Below are 16,671 nucleotides of genomic sequence, written 5' to 3'. Positions count from 1 at the left end.
GCCCCAGGCTTAACAGCTACCCGTGCACTATTTGACAAATTATCCACGTCGCCAACTATTCCCTCAACAAAACGAGTGATTCAGGCGCTGTTACTTATCACTACAACAGTCTACCGATAACTTTTAAAGGTTATAACGCCCAAGATTACTGCATTTTCTCACGGGCAAATACATAAAAGGTAGCATGCACTCCATAAATAGAAGATGTGGAGTACAAGGCTACCGCATTTCAATGAAATGATTAGGTAATACTTAGGAGAGCAAGGATTTGATGCTTTCCCGAAACTTCGCCCCTTCCTTCAAGTTCCGCAGCCCATACTTCACGAACGCCTGCATATAGCCCATTTTTTTACCACAGTCGTAGCTGTCGCCTGTCATCAACATCGCATCGACAGACTGTTTTTTCGCCAGTTCTGCAATAGCATCCGTTAACTGGATACGGCCCCAGGCACCAGGTTGTGTATGCTCTAATTCCGCCCAAATGTCAGCAGACAGCACATAGCGCCCTACGGCCATCAGATCGGAATCCAGCGTTTGCGGCTGATCGGGTTTCTCAATGAATTCAACGATGCGACTGACTTTACCTTCGTTATCCAAAGGCTCTTTGGTCTGAATAACCGAATACTCGGACAGATCGCCTTCCATACGCTTAGCCAGAACCTGACTACGCCCCGTTTCATTAAAACGAGCAACCATGGCGGCCAGGTTGTAGCGCAGAGGATCCGCACTCGCGGTATCAAGAACGACATCAGGGAGCACCACAACAAACGGGTTGTCCCCAACAATTGGGCGAGCACAGAGAATTGAATGACCCAGCCCCAGCAACTGAGCCTGACGAACGTTCATGATAGTTACGCCTGGAGGACAGATAGACTGCACTTCGGCCAGCAACTGGCGCTTGACGCGCTGCTCAAGCAAAGACTCGAGTTCATAAGACGTATCGAAGTGGTTTTCTACCGCATTCTTTGATGCATGAGTCACCAGAACGATTTCTTTAATGCCAGCAGCTACTATTTCGTCGACAATGTATTGAATCATCGGCTTGTCTACGATTGGCAGCATCTCTTTTGGGATTGCCTTCGTAGCCGGCAACATGTGCATCCCCAGGCCCGCTACCGGGATAACTGCTTTCAAGTTAGTCATTCTATCTCCTACCTCTTAACGGCTGATAAAGTATAGACTTTAGCCGTATGTTAGCCAGTACCGCTGGCTCCATCCTTAACACCAAACAGACTGGTTAAGGTAAACCGAACGCAAACACTACACTTCACCAGCACAGAGGTGAACTCAGATTCTTCGGAAACGTGCTGAAATCACCATTTATTATACCGTTTCCGAAAATCGTTGCTAACTACGTCCCGGATGTTAATTGCAACAATGATCACTCAGAGACGAACGTAATGTCATCTTTCTTATCATGCAAAAATTCGTATTTTAAAGTGCGATCCAATCCCTGAGACAATGTGTACGGTGCCACAAAACCTGATGAGTGGACTTTCGTTGCATCAAACTGTGTGGTGGCACAGAACTTCTTCACGCGCACAGAGCTGACTGCATATTTTTTACCGGTCAGTTTGCCCAAAATATCAAAGCAATAACCGCCTAACATGCCTAAGGCGTAGGGTAAGTGTGCTGAGGGGATTTTTTTACTTAAACTCTGTTCAACTTCAGTAACCAGTTGATTCATATTGAGATCGGGTTTATCAACGTAATTATAAACCTCATAACCAGCAGTCACATTCTTCAGTTTATACTTGATAAACTCAACAATATTACCCACATAAGCCATTGATTTATAATTAGTACCAGCCCCAACCATCATAAACTTACCGCCAGCAATCTGCTTGAGCAGATTATAAACGTTACCACGGTTGCGCTCACCAAAGATAACGGTTGGACGAATGATAGTCAGCGGACGATCGTCAGGCGCTTTAGCATGCCATTCACGGAGAACCTCTTCCGCTTGCCACTTGCTTTTACCATAGTGGTTGAAAGGATCATGCGGATGATTTTCATCAGGATTAGTTTTATTCAGACCATAAACGGCAACTGAACTGGTAAAAATGATATTCTTAACATCATTTTTCTCCATAGCAGCCAATACATTGCGCGTCCCTTGAACGTTCACATCATAGTAGAGTGACGTAGGACTGACATCATCACGGTGTTCAGCTGCTAACAAAACGATTGTGTCATAGCCTGAAAGCGCCTGATCCAGAGCTTGTTGATCGCGAACATCGCCAATTTGCGTGATTTGCGGATAGAAGTGACTTTGCTGTTTATCCAGATTGTGGATATCAAAATCTCCAATAGCCGTTTCCAGGAGTCTGGTCCCCACGAATCCCGAGGCACCGATGAGCAAAACTTTATCGTTCATAAATCACTTTGTCTGTTCAAAATACAAGAATCATATGATAAAGATGAGCATCTTCCCTGAGTAGTCAACGCTGCCCAGCCCCAGCTTTAACAGTAATTGAGTGATTATAATCTTTTAGCCAATGATATCCAGTAAGATTATGGTGGGGTTACCTCCCCTGCCCCGGCAGTCGGAAATTCACCGCTTCGACATTCACCACCTGATGGTTTACACGGTCAATGTCAACTGAACTTTGCCCGGTTTCGTTTACCGCATGGATATTCGCCAGTGATAGCAAGGTATCCTGTTTAGCCATAAATTTTCCGCGTACATCCTGGCGAAGATCAAAATGCATCTTGAGTGCGGGTCCCGTCGTGGATTGCTGCATGACCTTGATGTTGCGTAAGAAAAGGTGCTGCGGTTGGTTGTGCAACTCCAGCGTGGCGCGCTTCATCTCTAGATTAGTGATGGCCACAAAAGACGTGGCATTACCGGAGGAGATCTGGATGCCACGTAATTTGTATTCCAGTTTCGAGTTATCCAGATGAATATTATTTAACTTAAAATTTTGCGGAATGGATAAATATCGCCCTTTGATGACGCCATAGCCAATGAGCATACCTGCGCTATTCTCCATATTGATATTATCAATAACGAAATTATCACACCCATAAATCGCGACCGTCGCATTATCAATGCCCGCTTTCTTACTATAATCCGGAGTGATATTTCGCGCGGTAATATTACGAATGATAAAGTGTTTGCCGTTCTCCACATGCACTAGTTGCCGGCAGTCGGAACCGGTGATATTCGCCACCACAAAGTTTTTTACCGCCAGTTCCTCGGGATAGCTATTGTCATAAGTACTCCCCGCCAACCCGATACCGATGCCCCAGTTCACATTGCCGTTGGTACAGTTGATACGTTCGATAACGTGATCAGAAATGAGGATATTGCTGTCGTTTATCGCCACATTCCACTCGATAGCGTCACCCTGCAAATCGCTAAAACGACTGTTCGTGATCTTTACGCCATCCATGCAGTTATGAAAGCCCTGACGCAGGATCCCATAGTTAGCACGCGTGACGGTAATATCATCGATCGTCAGATTGCGCATCAGCCTTGAGGTTTTGCCGCCAATATAGATTTGCGTTACCGGAGCAAAACCACTCATGGCAATCCCTTTTATTACGCAGTCCGACCCCCGCACATCGAGGGTAACATTCCTCAGGCTCCCGCCCTGCTCGCCCATCACCTTGCATCCATCCTGCAGAACAAAGCGCCCACGCCCACTGCCGCTTATGCGGCCTTGAACGGATAGCGTTTTGCCTGGCGGAATAACAATCGCAGTATTGATATTCTTACATTCCAGCCCTTCGGGTACGACTACCGTTTGCCCTTCCGTGAATGCCTGCCTGAAAGATGCGACCCAATCCTTTGGGTTGTAATCCTGAATATTGACGCTGCCAGATGATTCAAGCGCCCGACCTACGGGAGAGTGCAGCACGACAAGCGCAGAGCCTGCCGTCAGAAAAGCACGACGTGAGAGTTTTTTCTCTGACATACAACCTCGATTTACATCGTTTGCAGCAGGCTGGCTAACTGTTTATTAATCGCTAACTGATTAAATTCAGTTTCAATTTTTTCTCGCGCGCATTGCACAATCGGCTGCACCTGCTCACTGTCGAGCTGGCTGAATGCCGCCAACCGTTCAGCCAGCGCCTGAGCATCGTTTTCCGGCGCCAGCCAGCCAGATTTACCCGACTCGATCAGCTCAGGGATCCCGCTGTGAACCGTCGAAATAACTGGGATCCCCACCGCCATCGCCTCCATCAGCGCTACCGGGATCCCTTCCATATCACCATCCCTGCCGGTGATGGAAGGCAGCAGAAATACATCTGCCTGCTCAAGCATCTCCTTCACCTGATGGCTGGGTTTAAAGCCGGGCATCTCAATCACATCATCGAGTTGATATTGTTCAATCAGCGTCCGCAGACGACGCTCCCAGGGACCAATGCCAAGAATGCGATAGCGAAATAAAACGCCCTGCTCTTTCAACTGCCTACAGGCTTCGATGGCGACGTGCAGCCCTTTTTTCTCGGTTAAGCGCGCGACAGAGATAATCTCCAACGGTGCGGCTGGCGATTTCAGTTGGCGCGGGGTAAAGCGCGTCATATCGATTCCCATACGCGAGACGGCAATTTTCTGCGGCGGACATCCCATGTTTTTTAACCGTCCGGCCCAGAGATTGCTGATGGGCAGCATCAAGTCACCGCGCTGAAACAGCTGCTGATATTCGGGGGTATAGCGGGCCAAAACGTCCCGGTGCGAAACATCAACTCCATGAAATACCGTGGCTATTTTCCCGCGGAGCATCCCAAGCTCACGCAGTTTGGCAGCCGTCACGCCTGCCGGGCCAAAGTGCGCTATAAAGACATCCGCCTGAAATGCCTGCGGATTCCCACCGCAAATAGCCGCCAAAATCAGATTGCGTGCCTCGTCGCCATAGCGAGAGACATTCAGCGCTTTCCAGGTGGCCGCACGGGTGATGCCCTGCAATGCAGCAGCCGCCCTGAATTTCAGCTTTGCCAGTTTGCCGTCCGGTTCATTCAGCAGCCAGCGCGTTTTGTCGCCCAATTGGTAGGTATTAAATGAGGCATGCGTATTTTCAAGATCGCCCTTATGCATCGCGACAATCTCCACCTCATAGCCCATATCGATGAACGCAGTGATCTGATTTAATACGAAGGTCTCTGAGGAGAGTGGAAATTTAAGCAGGAAAAAACCAATCTTCATTTTTCCCCCTCAATGCGCGTTAATACCGACTCCACCATGCGCACCCCACGTTCGCGTTCACGCATAACCGCATCCCCTACCCGTATGTTCAGTTCGGGAAGCTGTCCGAGAATATCGGCGACCTTGCCCTCCAGACTGCCATCTAAAAGATGGCGAATATCGACGGCCATTTCCGGTAATCCCAGTTGCTGCATGATTCCTGCCGACTTGTGCTCGTAGTTAATGGCGATGGCGGGTGTCATAAAATTCATCGAAATGATGGCAGAGTGCAGGCGGGTGCCCACTGTCAGGTCGCATGCCCCGAGAATTTTACCCATCTCAAGGTCGTTGAGTTCATCCATGACCACGTGATAACGGGCCGGATCGTTAACATACTGACGCAGGTTCAACGCCACCATACGGTCATCTTTGTTGTAACTATCAATACCGGTACAGGTTGACAGCGCTATCACCTGGTATCCTTCAGCGAGAATGCGGTTCACTACCCCGGCAAAGGCTTGTTCATAGGCCTGTTGCGTGGTTCCCAGACGCTTATCAAATGGCGCCAGTTCACGCAAAGTAATGGCCACAGTCTTCTGCTTTGCCGCCATGTGCAACCAGTGCTGTACGGCGTAGCCCGGCTCAAAATCCTGATGATGATTGTCGACCAGCCAGGCGGTATCCACGCCAGCTTCCACTTTTTCCGTGGTTATTGCGCTGCGTTTCATCAGTTCCAGACTGACTGATTCGCGCAAAATCAGCGCATTACAGTGACCAAAAACGTAGTTAGCCAGTTGATTAAACTGCTCATCCTGGAATGGCCCCACGCTGTGCCCAATCATGTACAGCGGTTTTTTTGCCATAAATGAACACAGGGCATGTTCGAACTGCGGCACACCATACAAATCGACAAAAAACGATCCGCCGACCTGGATAATGGCGTCATAGCGCGACAGTAAACGGACAAAATCGGTAAATCCCTGGGCGATAGCGATGTTGCGCAGATTGCCGGAGTCAGTAACGCGCGAAAGCAACACCTGGTGCTGATAGCGACGGCGCAAGACCTTCTTCACCCGTCCCATGACGCCCGCAGCGTTGTTGTGTTGCTTCATCTGCGAATATAATGGATCGCCCATCACCGGACGGTTGAGTAACCATGAGGAGCTTACCGGGTAGCGGCTCATAACATCGACTTCAGTCTCGGGACGCTGCGCGTTAATGGCATCCAGCAAACCACGCAGAATAGCGCTATCCCCTCGGTTCCCGCAGGTATGGTTGCCCAAAATTAATAGTTTCATTATGACCTCTTAAAGCGTTGTTCTTATCCTGCACGGAGCAAGGTTTTCATTTTTTCACTGCGACAGAGCTGGCGTTTTATTTCCACCACCAGCGGGTGGCGCGACAGTACAATCATCACCGCAAACGCCAGCGTTCCCGCCACGATTTGCAACCCCAGCACCGCGCTTAACGGCAGTTGGTTGCGCAGGGTAAAACCCAGCACATAGCTCACAACAACGGTTGGCAAGGAGAGATACAACGGTAGCCACAGACTGAGCATGTACTGACGGTAGCTGGAGCCCAGGACAGGTTTGATCATCACGAAATAGCTGAGGATGGTGTTAATCACCTGAACCAGCAAAAAGCCCAGCGTCACGCCTGTCGCCCCCGCCAGATGTCCACCGATGAAAATGGCCGGAATAAACAGAAAGGTTTTGAACACATTGAATTTGAAGCTGATATCAACCCGCGCCTTCGCCATCAGCAGTGAACCGATCGGATTCCCGACAGAGCGCAGTAGCCCGACAATGCACAACAGTTGCAGGATGGGGACAATACCGTTCCACTTCTCGCCAAATACCAGCGGCACCAGATTGTTCGATACCACCATTAATCCCAGCAGCGCCGGAAAATTGATGATCCCGACCACCGACAGCAGCTTGTAAAAATTCACCCGCAGTTTTTCGCTGTCGTCCTGAATTTTGGCAAACGCCGGAAACAGAACGCGGGTAATGATCGGATTCAGTTTGATTGGTGGTACAACCGCCACGTTCCAGGCAAGATTGAATCCACCCGCGACGCCCGCCCCCAACGTTCTGGCTAACAGCAGCGTAGAAAGGTTGGTATTGATGTAATTAATGATGCTATCCGCCGTCAGCCATGCACCGAAACGTAGGTTTGACGAAACGGAAGCCAGCGAGAAATGCAGCCCCGGACGGTAAATCTGGCGACCAAAATAGCCGAACAGCAGCGTACGTAGCGTACTGTTCACCAGATACCCAAGAATAGCCGTCAGTGCGAGCGGCCAGAAATGGGCACTGACCACGGTAAAGGTAAAACCGGCCAGCACCGAACTGGTCTCAATCATGCCGATTTTGTTAAAGGCCAGTTCTTTTTGCATCAGCGCGCGAAACTGCTGCCCGTGCGGTATTACCACAAACGCCAGTGATAACGCTTTGATGAGCGGCGCCAGTTCAGGATTATTGAGTACGCTGGCAATCATCTCGCTAAGCAGAAACATCGTCACGCATACCACAATACCGAGTCCAACATTGAGCCAGTACAGGGTGGTCAGCTCAAGGTAGCCAATCTCTTTACGCTGAATAATGGAATTGGCAATGCCAAAGTCAGACAACGTGTCGGCCAGCGCAATGATCACCAGCGCCACGGTTAACAACCCGAACTGATGATTATCAATAATCCGCGCCAGGACGGTCATCTGGATAAGTCCCAGACCTATAATGATCACCGTGGCAATCGCCGACCACTTCGCACCATTCAGTGTTTTTTCTCGTAAGCTCATGTTAATACGCCGCTTTGTTCACAAAGCCTTTAAATATCGTCAGAAAAACAATTTTGATATCGAACCATAGGCTCCACTCGCGAATATATTCGAGGTCAAATTCCACACGTTTTTCCATTTTTTCCAGCGTATCGGTTTCCCCCCGCCAGCCGTTGATTTGCGCCCAACCGGTAATGCCCGGCTTCACTTTATGACGTAACATGTACCCTTCAATCAGTTGGCGGTACTGTTCGTTATGCGCCACCGCATGCGGACGCGGCCCGACGATAGACATCCCTCCCGTCAGCACGTTAATAAACTGCGGTAACTCATCCAGTGACGTCCGACGCAGAAAATTCCCCACCGGCGTCACGCGTGGATCGTTTTGCGTCGCCTGCGTCACCACCGCGTCGTTTTCCATCACTTTCATTGAGCGAAACTTCCAGACTTTGATCGGCTTCCCATCCATGCCGTAACGGGTCTGACGGAAAATTACCGGTCCTTTTGAGGTCAGTTTCACCAGTAATGCAATGCCGCACAGCACCGGGGAAATCAGCAGCAGGATCAACGTGGCCAGCACGATATCTTCCGCGCGCTTCAACAGACGGTTAATTCCCGAGAGCGGCGTGTCATACAGCGGCACCACCGGAACACCATTCATCTCTTCAATCCGTGAATGCAGGATGTTGAAGGTAAAGACATCGGGGATGAGGATCACTGAGCAGGTCGTATCTGCCAGATCGCGCACCAGTTTTTTTACGCTGGCGCCATCGCTCATCGACATGGCGATATAGACGTTATGAATGCGTGAGGCTTTGGCGTCATCCACCAGCTGTTGCAGGTTCCCGGCCCAGTCGCGGGAGTTTTTGCCAGGGATAGGATCGTGATAGACACCGGCCACTTCAAACCCCAGCCACGGTTCATGGCGAAAGCTATCCAGCAGCATTTGTCCGGCGGGCAGGTCGCCTGCCACCGCGACCCGGCGGGTGTTGTAACCGCGATTACGCAGCCAACCCGCCCCGTAGCGAATAAACGAACGACTCAACACCAGACCTACGCTTGACAGCAGATACCACGCCAGCCAGACCGCAAGACGGTTATCGAAATCGTTATTAAAGGCAATTAAGCCTGCGCTAAAAATCAGGCTTAGCGTCCAGTTTTGCAGCAACAGCACCAGCTCAGTAGATATTTTGACGCCGCGCCAGGAGCGATAAAAATCCGTTATCCCGCCGAGCATCTGAAAAACCACCAGCGTGATCAACGCCACCAGCAGGTGCATGTACAGGAAAGGCAAACCGCTTAATTCGCAGATTACCCATAGCCCGCCAAACATGATGGTGATATCCGAAAAACGTTGCACCATCGAAATTAACGACGCATTGGTTTTGGCGCGTTCGCGCTTCTTTAGATGTGTCATCGTGGTTCCTGTTAGTCGCCTTTGGCCCATCTTCGGGCAAAGGAAGCACCGGCATTACTGATTCAGCAACGCCAGAAGAGTGCGCGTTCGCGCTTCCATCAACGGAATATCTCCGCGCGATTCCACGTTCAGGCGCACCACCGGTTCGGTATTGGAAGAGCGTAAATTGAAGCGCCAGTCGACAAACGACATGCTGATGCCATCCGTTCTGTCCACCGTCAGCGCTTCCCGGGAAAAGTGCTGCTCCACGCGCGCAATGGCCGCCGTCGGCTCTGCCAGCGTACTGTTTATTTCTCCACTCGCCGGGTACGCCGCCATCCGGTCACGGACCAGTTCGCCCAGTGACTGTCCTTTCAGACACAGCAGCTCCGCCACCAGCAGCCACGGGATCATCCCGCTGTCGCAGTAAGCAAAGTCGCGAAAATAGTGATGCGCGCTCATCTCGCCGCCGTAAATGGCATCTTCATGGCGCATACGCTCTTTGATAAACGCGTGTCCGGTTTTTGACATCACCGGTTTACCGCCGGCCGCCGTCACCACATCCACGGTATTCCAGGACAGGCGCGGGTCGTGGATAATTTTCGCCCCCGGATTCTTCTCCAGAAATGCTTCCGCCAGCAGGCCGACAATGTAGTACCCCTCAATGAACTGGCCTTTTTCATCGAACAGGAAGCAGCGGTCAAAATCCCCGTCGAAAGCAATTCCCATATCCGCGCCGTGTTCAATCACCGCATTGCGCGTGTCAGCCCGGCATTCCGGCAGCAGAGGGTTGGGAATACCGTTGGGGAAATTGCCGTCCGGCGTATTGTGAATTTTGATGAACTCGACCGGCACGCCCAGCGACTTAAAACGGGCTTCAATGGCGTCCACCACCGGACCTGCCGCACCGTTGCCGGAATTGAGCACCAGCCTCATCGGTTTCAGGTTGCCGGGATTGATGTAACCCAGCAGATGATCGATGTAAGCATCGCGAGGATTAATCCGCTGGTAACGGCCACGTTTGCTCTCATCAACCGCCGGGAAGTTATTCGCTTCCGCCAGTCGCTGCACGTCGCGCAGACCAGTATCGCCGCTGATGGGCCGTGCCCCTTCCCGCACCAGCTTCATGCCGTTGTAATCCAGCGGATTATGGCTGGCGGTCACTTCGATACCGCCATCAACGCCAAGATGGAAAGTGGCGAAATAAATCTCTTCGGTACCCGACATACCAATATCCAGCACATCCACCCCTGCATCCTGCAGTCCTTTCGCCAGCGCCAGCTTTAGCGTCTCGCTGGTCAGGCGCACATCCCCGCCGAGGACAATCGTTTTTGGCTTCAGGAACTCGCCGTAAGCGCGGCCAATGCGCCACGCAATCCCTTCATTTAACTCTTCGCCCAGTCGGCCGCGGATGTCATACGCTTTAAAACAGGTCAGTTTTGTCATGATTTACCCTTTTTCAGGCAACAGGAGGCCCTGACTCTTAATGAGCCTTTTTAATGAGTGTTAAATGCATTGCCTGGTGCGCATCAGCGCATCAGGCATCAGGCATCAGGCGCGCCCGTATCTGTCCGCAAACCGCACCACATCATCCTCATCGAGGTAAGATCCGGAGCGTACTTCAATCAGATCGAGCGGAATTTTCCCAGGGTTCTCCAGACAGTGGGTTGCCCCGAGAGGAATATAGACAGACTCGTTTTCAGCGAGCAGTTTGATATCATCATTAATTGTCACTTTCGCGGTGCCAGCAACGACAACCCAGTGCTCAGCCCGATGATGATGCATCTGCACGGACAATCCCTCGCCAGGCTTGACGGTAATTCGCTTGACCTGGTAACGGTCTCCGGCATCAATGGAGTCATATTTGCCCCACGGACGATAAACTTCGCGGTGAATGTGGTGCTCATGGCGCCCGTCAGCTTTAATTTTCTCCACCACTTTTTTGACATCCTGTACTGCGTTGCGATCGGCAATCAGTACCGCATCTTTGGTCTGCACCACCACCAGATCTTTCACCCCAACGGTCGTCACCAGCCCGGATTCGGCATAGACGTAGCTGTTTTCCGTTTTGTGGCTAATGACGTCGCCGTGATGCACATTACCTTCGGCAGTATGGGCGCTGATTTCCCACAGCGATGACCAGGAGCCGACATCGCTCCAGCCTGCGTTCATGGGCATCACCACCGCATCGGCCGTACGTTCCATTACCGCATAATCCACAGACTCTTCCGGGCAGGCGAGAAACGCCTGTTCATCAACGCGAATAAAATCGAGATCGGGATCGACGGTACTCATGGCATTCTCACAGGACTCAAGGATGTCGGGACGATACTTTTTCAGTTCCTCCAGGTAACGACCGGCCCGGAACAGGAACATACCGCTGTTCCAGTAGTAGTCGCCGCTTGCCACATATGCCTGTGCGGTTTCCAGATTAGGTTTTTCAACAAACTGCGCCACCTCAAAAGCCACCGCGTCAGTATTCGACGGTGAAACCTCGCCTCGACGGATATAGCCATAGCCGGTCTCCGGCTGGTCCGGAACGATACCAAACGTCACCAGTTTACCCGCGCTGGCATACGGCATCGCATTGCGAACCGCTTCGCGAAATGCCTCTTCGTCGGCAATCATGTGATCCGCCGCCAGTACCAGCAGCAGCGGATCGTCCCCCGGACACTGACGTTTTGCCGCCAGCGCAGCCAGCGCTATCGCCGGCGCCGTGTTGCGTCCGGCAGGTTCGAGAATAATGTTCTCGGTCAGTTTGTGCAGTTGCCGTAACTGTTCCGCAACGATAAAACGGTGTTGTTCATTGCAGATAACCACCGGACTTTCGCACTCCACACCGTTCAGACGGCAAATCGTCGTCTGCAACATGGTGAGATCGCCTTTCAGACACAGGAACTGCTTTGGATACAGTACGCGAGACAGCGGCCATAAACGGCTCCCCGAGCCACCGGCCATCACTACCGGAAAGAGTTTGTTTTGACTCATCATGTACCCCGAATATCAGCAATAAATTGACTCAGCACGTTTTCTTTATCCAACGTGCGTTCGGCATACTCACGTGCCACCGTGTTAACTTTTGGCATGGTTAGCGCCTGTTGTATCCCGCCAACCAGCGCATTCACTGATTCAGGCTCGACACACACCGCGATGCCTGGGTGAGCGTTACACAACTGACCCAACTCGGTCTCAGGTTCGGCGGTAATCACCGCGTTACCGCCAACGGCAAGAATATTTGTCAGTTTGGACGGCAGTACCGCATCCGCCGCGCCACGCTTTTGTACGACCAGATGACAGTCCGCGAGCTTGAGCAGCGCAGGCAGCGCGTCATAAGATTGCAGCGGAAAGAACATTACGTTACACAGGTCGCGTTCGCTGGCCATGGTCTCCAGCCGCGCTTTGCCCCCGCCCTGCCCGACGATCGCAAACAGCCAGGGTTGCTCACTCAACTGGGTCGCCGCCTCGATAACGCTCTCCAGCCCCTGCTTTTCACCGATATTGCCCGAGTAGAGAATGATTTTTTGATCTGCGGGCAATCCCAGTTTCTGGCGCAACGCCAGGACATCGGCGTCGGTCACGTCACGAAAGCGCGCCACTTCCGACCAGTTGGGAAAGAAAATAACCTTGCGTGGCGCAACACCTTTTTCCATGGCTTTGTGCATCATGGAACGGGAAATCGTCGAAACATTATCCATGTTGTGCAAACCACTGCGTTCAAAGGCGCTGGCCAGTTTCGCCACCATACCGCGCTTACCTTTGCCCGCCATACCAAGTCCCAACATGGCATCGACTTCATAATCCTGAATGTGGAGCAGCGTGCGTGCGCCGCTGAGTTTTGCCAGCAAGCGCATACCCGGCGTACAAAACAGCGTCGGCACCACGCCGATGATGCGATCCGGCTTCCAGCGACGTTGCGCCAGCAGCGGGAAGAAACTGCTCAGGGCGAAACTGCCCAAATGCAGCAGGCGCTTGAGCGTTGAGGGTTGCTCAGGCACATACAGCGGACAACGCCAGACAGTGGCATCCCCCTCCTCGCGACGATAGCGCCAGGATGAATAGCGACCATTAACTTTCCATTGCGGATAATAAGGCGGCGCGGTGATCACCCGAACGTCATGACCTTGTTGCGCCATCCACTCCACCATTTCACCGGTGTATTTGCCGATACCGGTCAGCTCCGGCGAGTAGTTGATGCCATACACCAGGATCTTCATAGCCCAGGCACTCCGGTCTGGCTTGCCGGGCAGAAGTAAGCCCGGCTGTTGGCGTGTACGCTGTCACTGGCCAGAATTTGCGTTACCGCCAGCCAGCGGTAGGCATCATGTTGGGCCTCAGGCAGTTGCAGGTCGTTTTCTAATACACGCAGACGAAATCCCAGCACGATGTAATGCGTTGAGAAATCATCCCCGGAAAAGTTGTCGTCATAGAAGTGCTGCCAGACACCATAAAACTCAGCGGCGGACAGCGGTAGACGCACCCCCAACTCAGCTTCAGTCAGCCGTTCAAAAGCCGCGTGGAGCGATTCATCTTTTTGCACACGACCGCCGGGAACGAACCAGTAGCCCTGCGCCGGACGATTGAGACGCTTACCGAGCAGAAACTCTCCCTCGGCATTTTCCACGATCAAATCGATAGAAATCAGCGGGGTTGAACGTACAACGGTGGCAAAATCCTCATGACGTAAAAACATGCTTACCCCCGATAACGCTGCTGGTTTTCAAGGAACCACTGCCAGGTGCTGGCAAGCCCTGCCTCAAGTGATATCTCGTGATACCAGCCCAACTGATGCAAACGCGTAACGTCGAGTAATTTACGCGGCGTCCCGTCCGGTTTGCTGGCGTCAAATACCACGCGTCCCTTATAACCCACGACCTTGGCGATGGTCTGGGCCAGCTCACGGATGGTGCAGTCCACGCCGGTACCCACGTTGATATGCGACAGCATCGGCTGGGTATATTCCTGCCAGACTTCCTGAGCCAGCTCCATCACGTGGATACTGGCCGCCGCCATATCATCCACATGCAGAAACTCGCGCATCGGCGTACCGCTTCCCCACACCACCACATCCGGAGCATTTTGCTCGCAGGCTTCGTGAAAGCGGCGCAGCAGCGCCGGGATCACATGCGAATTGCTTGGATGAAAGTTGTCATGCGGCCCGTACAAATTCGTCGGCATCACCGAGCGATAATCACGGCCATACTGACGGTTATACGATTCACACAGCTTGATGCCGGCTATTTTGGCAATCGCATACGGTTCATTGGTCGGCTCCAGTTGCCCCTGCAAGAGTTCGCTTTCGGCTATTGGCTGGGTAGCATGTTTGGGATAAATACAGGATGATCCGAGAAACAGCAGTTTATTCACGTTATGCAGATGCGCCGCATGAATAATGTTGCTCTCAATCATCATATTTTCGTAAATAAAATCAGCTGGATAACTGTTATTGGCCACGATTCCACCCACTTTTGCCGCCGCCAGGTACACCTGGTCAATACGTTCAGCGGCGAAGAACTGACGCACTGCTTCGCCGTCCAGTAGGTTAAGCTCATCGCGGGTACGCAGCACCAGTTCAACATTATCTCGTTGGGCCAGCTGTCTTACGATGGCGGACCCCACCATCCCGCGATGGCCCGCCACAAAAATACGTTGTTTCTTCATCCTCAGTACTCCAGCGCGATGGCAACCTCGTAACCGTGCGACTTCAGCAGGGAATGTTTCTTCGCTGCTTCAAGGTCGTTAGCGACCATTTCAGAGATCATCTGGCGCAGCGTAATCTCCGGTTTCCAGCCGAGTTTTTCATGCGCTCTGGCCGGGTCGCCCAGCAGCGTTTCTACTTCTGCCGGACGGAAATAGCGTGGATCGACGGCGATTATCACGTCCCCAGGTTTCACGCCTGGCGCATCGTGTCCGGTCACGGAAACCACAATGCCTTTTTCATTCACGCCCTCACCTTCAAAACGCAGTTTGATACCCAGTTGCGCCGCCGCCATTTCTACAAACTGACGCACGGAATACTGCACGCCGGTGGCAATGACGAAATCTTCCGGCTGATCCTGCTGCAGCATCATCCACTGCATCCTGACGTAATCTTTGGCATGCCCCCAGTCACGCAGCGAATCCATGTTGCCCAGGTACAGGCACGACTCCAGGCCCTGAGCGATGTTGGCAATGGCGCGGGTGATTTTACGGGTGACGAAAGTTTCACCACGGCGTGGAGATTCGTGGTTAAACAGGATGCCGTTACAGGCATACATACCGTAGGATTCGCGGTAGTTAACGGTAATCCAGTAGGCGTAGAGCTTAGCCACCGCATAGGGCGAACGCGGGTAAAACGGCGTGGTCTCTTTCTGCGGAATTTCCTGCACCAGGCCGTACAGTTCTGAGGTGGAGGCCTGATAGAAACGGGTCTTCTTTTCCAGACCGAGGAAGCGGATAGCCTCCAGCAAACGCAACGTACCAATTGCATCGACGTCCGCGGTGTATTCCGGTGAGTCAAACGACACCGCGACGTGACTCATGGCGCCCAGGTTATAGACCTCGTCCGGTTGGACCTCTTTTAAAATACGGGTCAGGTTGGATGAATCCGTCAAATCACCATAGTGCAGATGGAATTTGGGATTGCTTGAATGTGGATCCTGGTAGATATGGTCCACACGTTCGGTGTTGAATGATGAAGCGCGACGCTTAATGCCGTGTACTTCATACCCTTTTTCCAGCAGGAATTCTGCCAGGTAAGAACCATCCTGCCCGGTTACGCCAGTGATGAGAGCGACTTTTGACATGTTATTACCTCTTCAATGATCCCCTCAGGGAGTAACTTTCTCAACGCGTTCGCGCGTGACTACTGCGGGGTTTCCCCGACAAACGACATTTGCGGGCAGCGATTTAAATACGCTGCTTCGTGCTCCAACGACGGTGCCATCGCCAATCGTCACGCCTGGCGCGACAAAGACATCTGTCGCCAGCCAGCATTTATCGCCAACCACAATCGGTGTGGCGTTAATATCAAAATATTGGCTGGCGTAATCATGACTTCCGGTGCATAAATAACTTTTCTGCGAAATAACCGCATGGGCGCCAATCGTAATATTACCTAACGTGTATAAAACCGCGTCATCGCCCACCCAGGCATAATCTCCCAGGGTTAATTTCCACGGATAAGTAATTTTTACTGAAGGCCGAATAACTACGTTTTTTCCTATTTTCGCGCCGAACATTCGTAATAAAAACGCACGCCAGCGATACATTACCTGGGGTGACCAGCGAAATAGTGTTGCCTGTACCGCCCACCATAATTGCACTTTAATGACGCCGCCACCGCGAAAACCTTTCGGCACGTTAAAGCCGCTTAAATCTTGCATAATG

14 protein-coding genes are annotated in these 16,671 nt (G+C 52.0%); all 14 read right to left on the bottom strand.

All coding sequences use genetic code 11. From position 1 onward, the window contains the following. Nucleotides 1–252 precede the first annotated feature (252 nt). A complete protein-coding gene (gene galF, locus FDX11_RS03800) occupies nucleotides 253–1,143 on the bottom strand; it encodes a GalU regulator GalF (RefSeq protein ID WP_137397514.1) in 891 nt (296 codons plus the stop codon). Nucleotides 1,144–1,381: 238 nt separating this feature from the next. Further along, complete coding sequence (locus FDX11_RS03795; RefSeq protein WP_137397513.1) at nucleotides 1,382–2,377, bottom strand: NAD-dependent epimerase/dehydratase family protein; 996 nt, start codon at nucleotides 2,375–2,377, stop codon at nucleotides 1,382–1,384. Between the two features lie 148 nt (nucleotides 2,378–2,525). Then, nucleotides 2,526–3,920, bottom strand: a complete 1,395-nt coding sequence (gene wcaM, locus FDX11_RS03790; RefSeq protein WP_137397512.1) for a colanic acid biosynthesis protein WcaM — start codon at nucleotides 3,918–3,920, stop codon at nucleotides 2,526–2,528. Nucleotides 3,921–3,931: 11 nt separating this feature from the next. After that, nucleotides 3,932–5,152 (bottom strand): colanic acid biosynthesis glycosyltransferase WcaL, encoded by a 1,221-nt coding sequence (gene wcaL, locus FDX11_RS03785; protein ID WP_137397511.1) that lies wholly within the window; start codon nucleotides 5,150–5,152, stop codon nucleotides 3,932–3,934. Continuing rightward, on the bottom strand, nucleotides 5,149–6,429 hold the full coding sequence (gene wcaK / locus FDX11_RS03780; RefSeq protein ID WP_042307476.1) for a colanic acid biosynthesis pyruvyl transferase WcaK: 1,281 nt from the start codon (nucleotides 6,427–6,429) through the stop codon (nucleotides 5,149–5,151). The genes wcaL and wcaK overlap by 4 nt, the downstream gene beginning before the upstream one ends. A 23-nt stretch (nucleotides 6,430–6,452) precedes the next feature. Next, nucleotides 6,453–7,931, bottom strand: a complete 1,479-nt coding sequence (locus tag FDX11_RS03775; protein ID WP_137397510.1) for an MOP flippase family protein — start codon at nucleotides 7,929–7,931, stop codon at nucleotides 6,453–6,455. 1 nt (nucleotide 7,932) lies between these two features. Continuing rightward, nucleotides 7,933–9,327 carry an undecaprenyl-phosphate glucose phosphotransferase gene (gene wcaJ / locus FDX11_RS03770; RefSeq protein ID WP_061382016.1) on the bottom strand — a complete coding sequence of 465 codons (1,395 nt, stop codon included), beginning with the start codon at nucleotides 9,325–9,327 and terminating at the stop codon, nucleotides 7,933–7,935. A 54-nt stretch (nucleotides 9,328–9,381) separates the two neighbouring features. After that, nucleotides 9,382–10,752 carry a colanic acid biosynthesis phosphomannomutase CpsG gene (cpsG, locus tag FDX11_RS03765; RefSeq protein ID WP_137397509.1) on the bottom strand — a complete coding sequence of 457 codons (1,371 nt, stop codon included), beginning with the start codon at nucleotides 10,750–10,752 and terminating at the stop codon, nucleotides 9,382–9,384. Nucleotides 10,753–10,857: 105 nt separating this feature from the next. Then, nucleotides 10,858–12,294, bottom strand: a complete 1,437-nt coding sequence (gene cpsB, locus FDX11_RS03760; protein WP_137397527.1) for a mannose-1-phosphate guanyltransferase — start codon at nucleotides 12,292–12,294, stop codon at nucleotides 10,858–10,860. After that, the gene (wcaI, locus tag FDX11_RS03755) at nucleotides 12,294–13,520 is read right to left on the bottom strand and encodes a colanic acid biosynthesis fucosyltransferase WcaI (protein WP_137397508.1); all 1,227 of its coding nucleotides are present in this window, start codon (nucleotides 13,518–13,520) and stop codon (nucleotides 12,294–12,296) included. The genes cpsB and wcaI overlap by 1 nt, the downstream gene beginning before the upstream one ends. Next, a complete protein-coding gene (locus tag FDX11_RS03750) occupies nucleotides 13,517–13,996 on the bottom strand; it encodes a GDP-mannose mannosyl hydrolase (RefSeq protein ID WP_042307464.1) in 480 nt (159 codons plus the stop codon). Before FDX11_RS03750 ends, wcaI begins: the two co-directional genes overlap by 4 nt. Before the next feature lie 2 nt (nucleotides 13,997–13,998). Beyond that, nucleotides 13,999–14,964 (bottom strand): GDP-L-fucose synthase, encoded by a 966-nt coding sequence (locus FDX11_RS03745; protein WP_079223534.1) that lies wholly within the window; start codon nucleotides 14,962–14,964, stop codon nucleotides 13,999–14,001. A 2-nt stretch (nucleotides 14,965–14,966) separates the two neighbouring features. Then, nucleotides 14,967–16,088 carry a GDP-mannose 4,6-dehydratase gene (gene gmd, locus FDX11_RS03740; protein ID WP_038641779.1) on the bottom strand — a complete coding sequence of 374 codons (1,122 nt, stop codon included), beginning with the start codon at nucleotides 16,086–16,088 and terminating at the stop codon, nucleotides 14,967–14,969. A gap of 24 nt (nucleotides 16,089–16,112) precedes the next feature. Next, nucleotides 16,113–16,667 carry a colanic acid biosynthesis acetyltransferase WcaF gene (gene wcaF / locus FDX11_RS03735; protein WP_042307461.1) on the bottom strand — a complete coding sequence of 185 codons (555 nt, stop codon included), beginning with the start codon at nucleotides 16,665–16,667 and terminating at the stop codon, nucleotides 16,113–16,115. Between the last annotated feature and the right edge of the window lie 4 nt (nucleotides 16,668–16,671).

It is taken from the genome of Citrobacter sp. wls714 (assembly GCF_005281025.1).
In the GTDB taxonomy this organism is placed as follows: domain Bacteria; phylum Pseudomonadota; class Gammaproteobacteria; order Enterobacterales; family Enterobacteriaceae; genus Citrobacter; species Citrobacter werkmanii.
Note: the sequence above shows the minus strand (reverse complement) of the source record. Positions and strands in the feature narration are given on the sequence as shown.

Excerpts from the sequence above, each read along its gene's own strand:
- galF (WP_137397514.1), bottom strand. The coding sequence starts at position 1,143 with ATGACTAACTTGAAAGCAGTTATCCCGGTAGCGGGCCTGGGGATGCAC.
- FDX11_RS03795 (WP_137397513.1), bottom strand. The coding sequence starts at position 2,377 with ATGAACGATAAAGTTTTGCTCATCGGTGCCTCGGGATTCGTGGGGACC.
- wcaM (WP_137397512.1), bottom strand. The coding sequence starts at position 3,920 with ATGTCAGAGAAAAAACTCTCACGTCGTGCTTTTCTGACGGCAGGCTCT.
- wcaL (WP_137397511.1), bottom strand. The coding sequence starts at position 5,152 with ATGAAGATTGGTTTTTTCCTGCTTAAATTTCCACTCTCCTCAGAGACC.
- wcaK (WP_042307476.1), bottom strand. The coding sequence starts at position 6,429 with ATGAAACTATTAATTTTGGGCAACCATACCTGCGGGAACCGAGGGGAT.
- FDX11_RS03775 (WP_137397510.1), bottom strand. The coding sequence starts at position 7,931 with ATGAGCTTACGAGAAAAAACACTGAATGGTGCGAAGTGGTCGGCGATT.
- wcaJ (WP_061382016.1), bottom strand. The coding sequence starts at position 9,327 with ATGACACATCTAAAGAAGCGCGAACGCGCCAAAACCAATGCGTCGTTA.
- cpsG (WP_137397509.1), bottom strand. The coding sequence starts at position 10,752 with ATGACAAAACTGACCTGTTTTAAAGCGTATGACATCCGCGGCCGACTG.
- cpsB (WP_137397527.1), bottom strand. The coding sequence starts at position 12,294 with ATGAGTCAAAACAAACTCTTTCCGGTAGTGATGGCCGGTGGCTCGGGG.
- wcaI (WP_137397508.1), bottom strand. The coding sequence starts at position 13,520 with ATGAAGATCCTGGTGTATGGCATCAACTACTCGCCGGAGCTGACCGGT.
- FDX11_RS03750 (WP_042307464.1), bottom strand. The coding sequence starts at position 13,996 with ATGTTTTTACGTCATGAGGATTTTGCCACCGTTGTACGTTCAACCCCG.
- FDX11_RS03745 (WP_079223534.1), bottom strand. The coding sequence starts at position 14,964 with ATGAAGAAACAACGTATTTTTGTGGCGGGCCATCGCGGGATGGTGGGG.
- gmd (WP_038641779.1), bottom strand. The coding sequence starts at position 16,088 with ATGTCAAAAGTCGCTCTCATCACTGGCGTAACCGGGCAGGATGGTTCT.
- wcaF (WP_042307461.1), bottom strand. The coding sequence starts at position 16,667 with ATGCAAGATTTAAGCGGCTTTAACGTGCCGAAAGGTTTTCGCGGTGGC.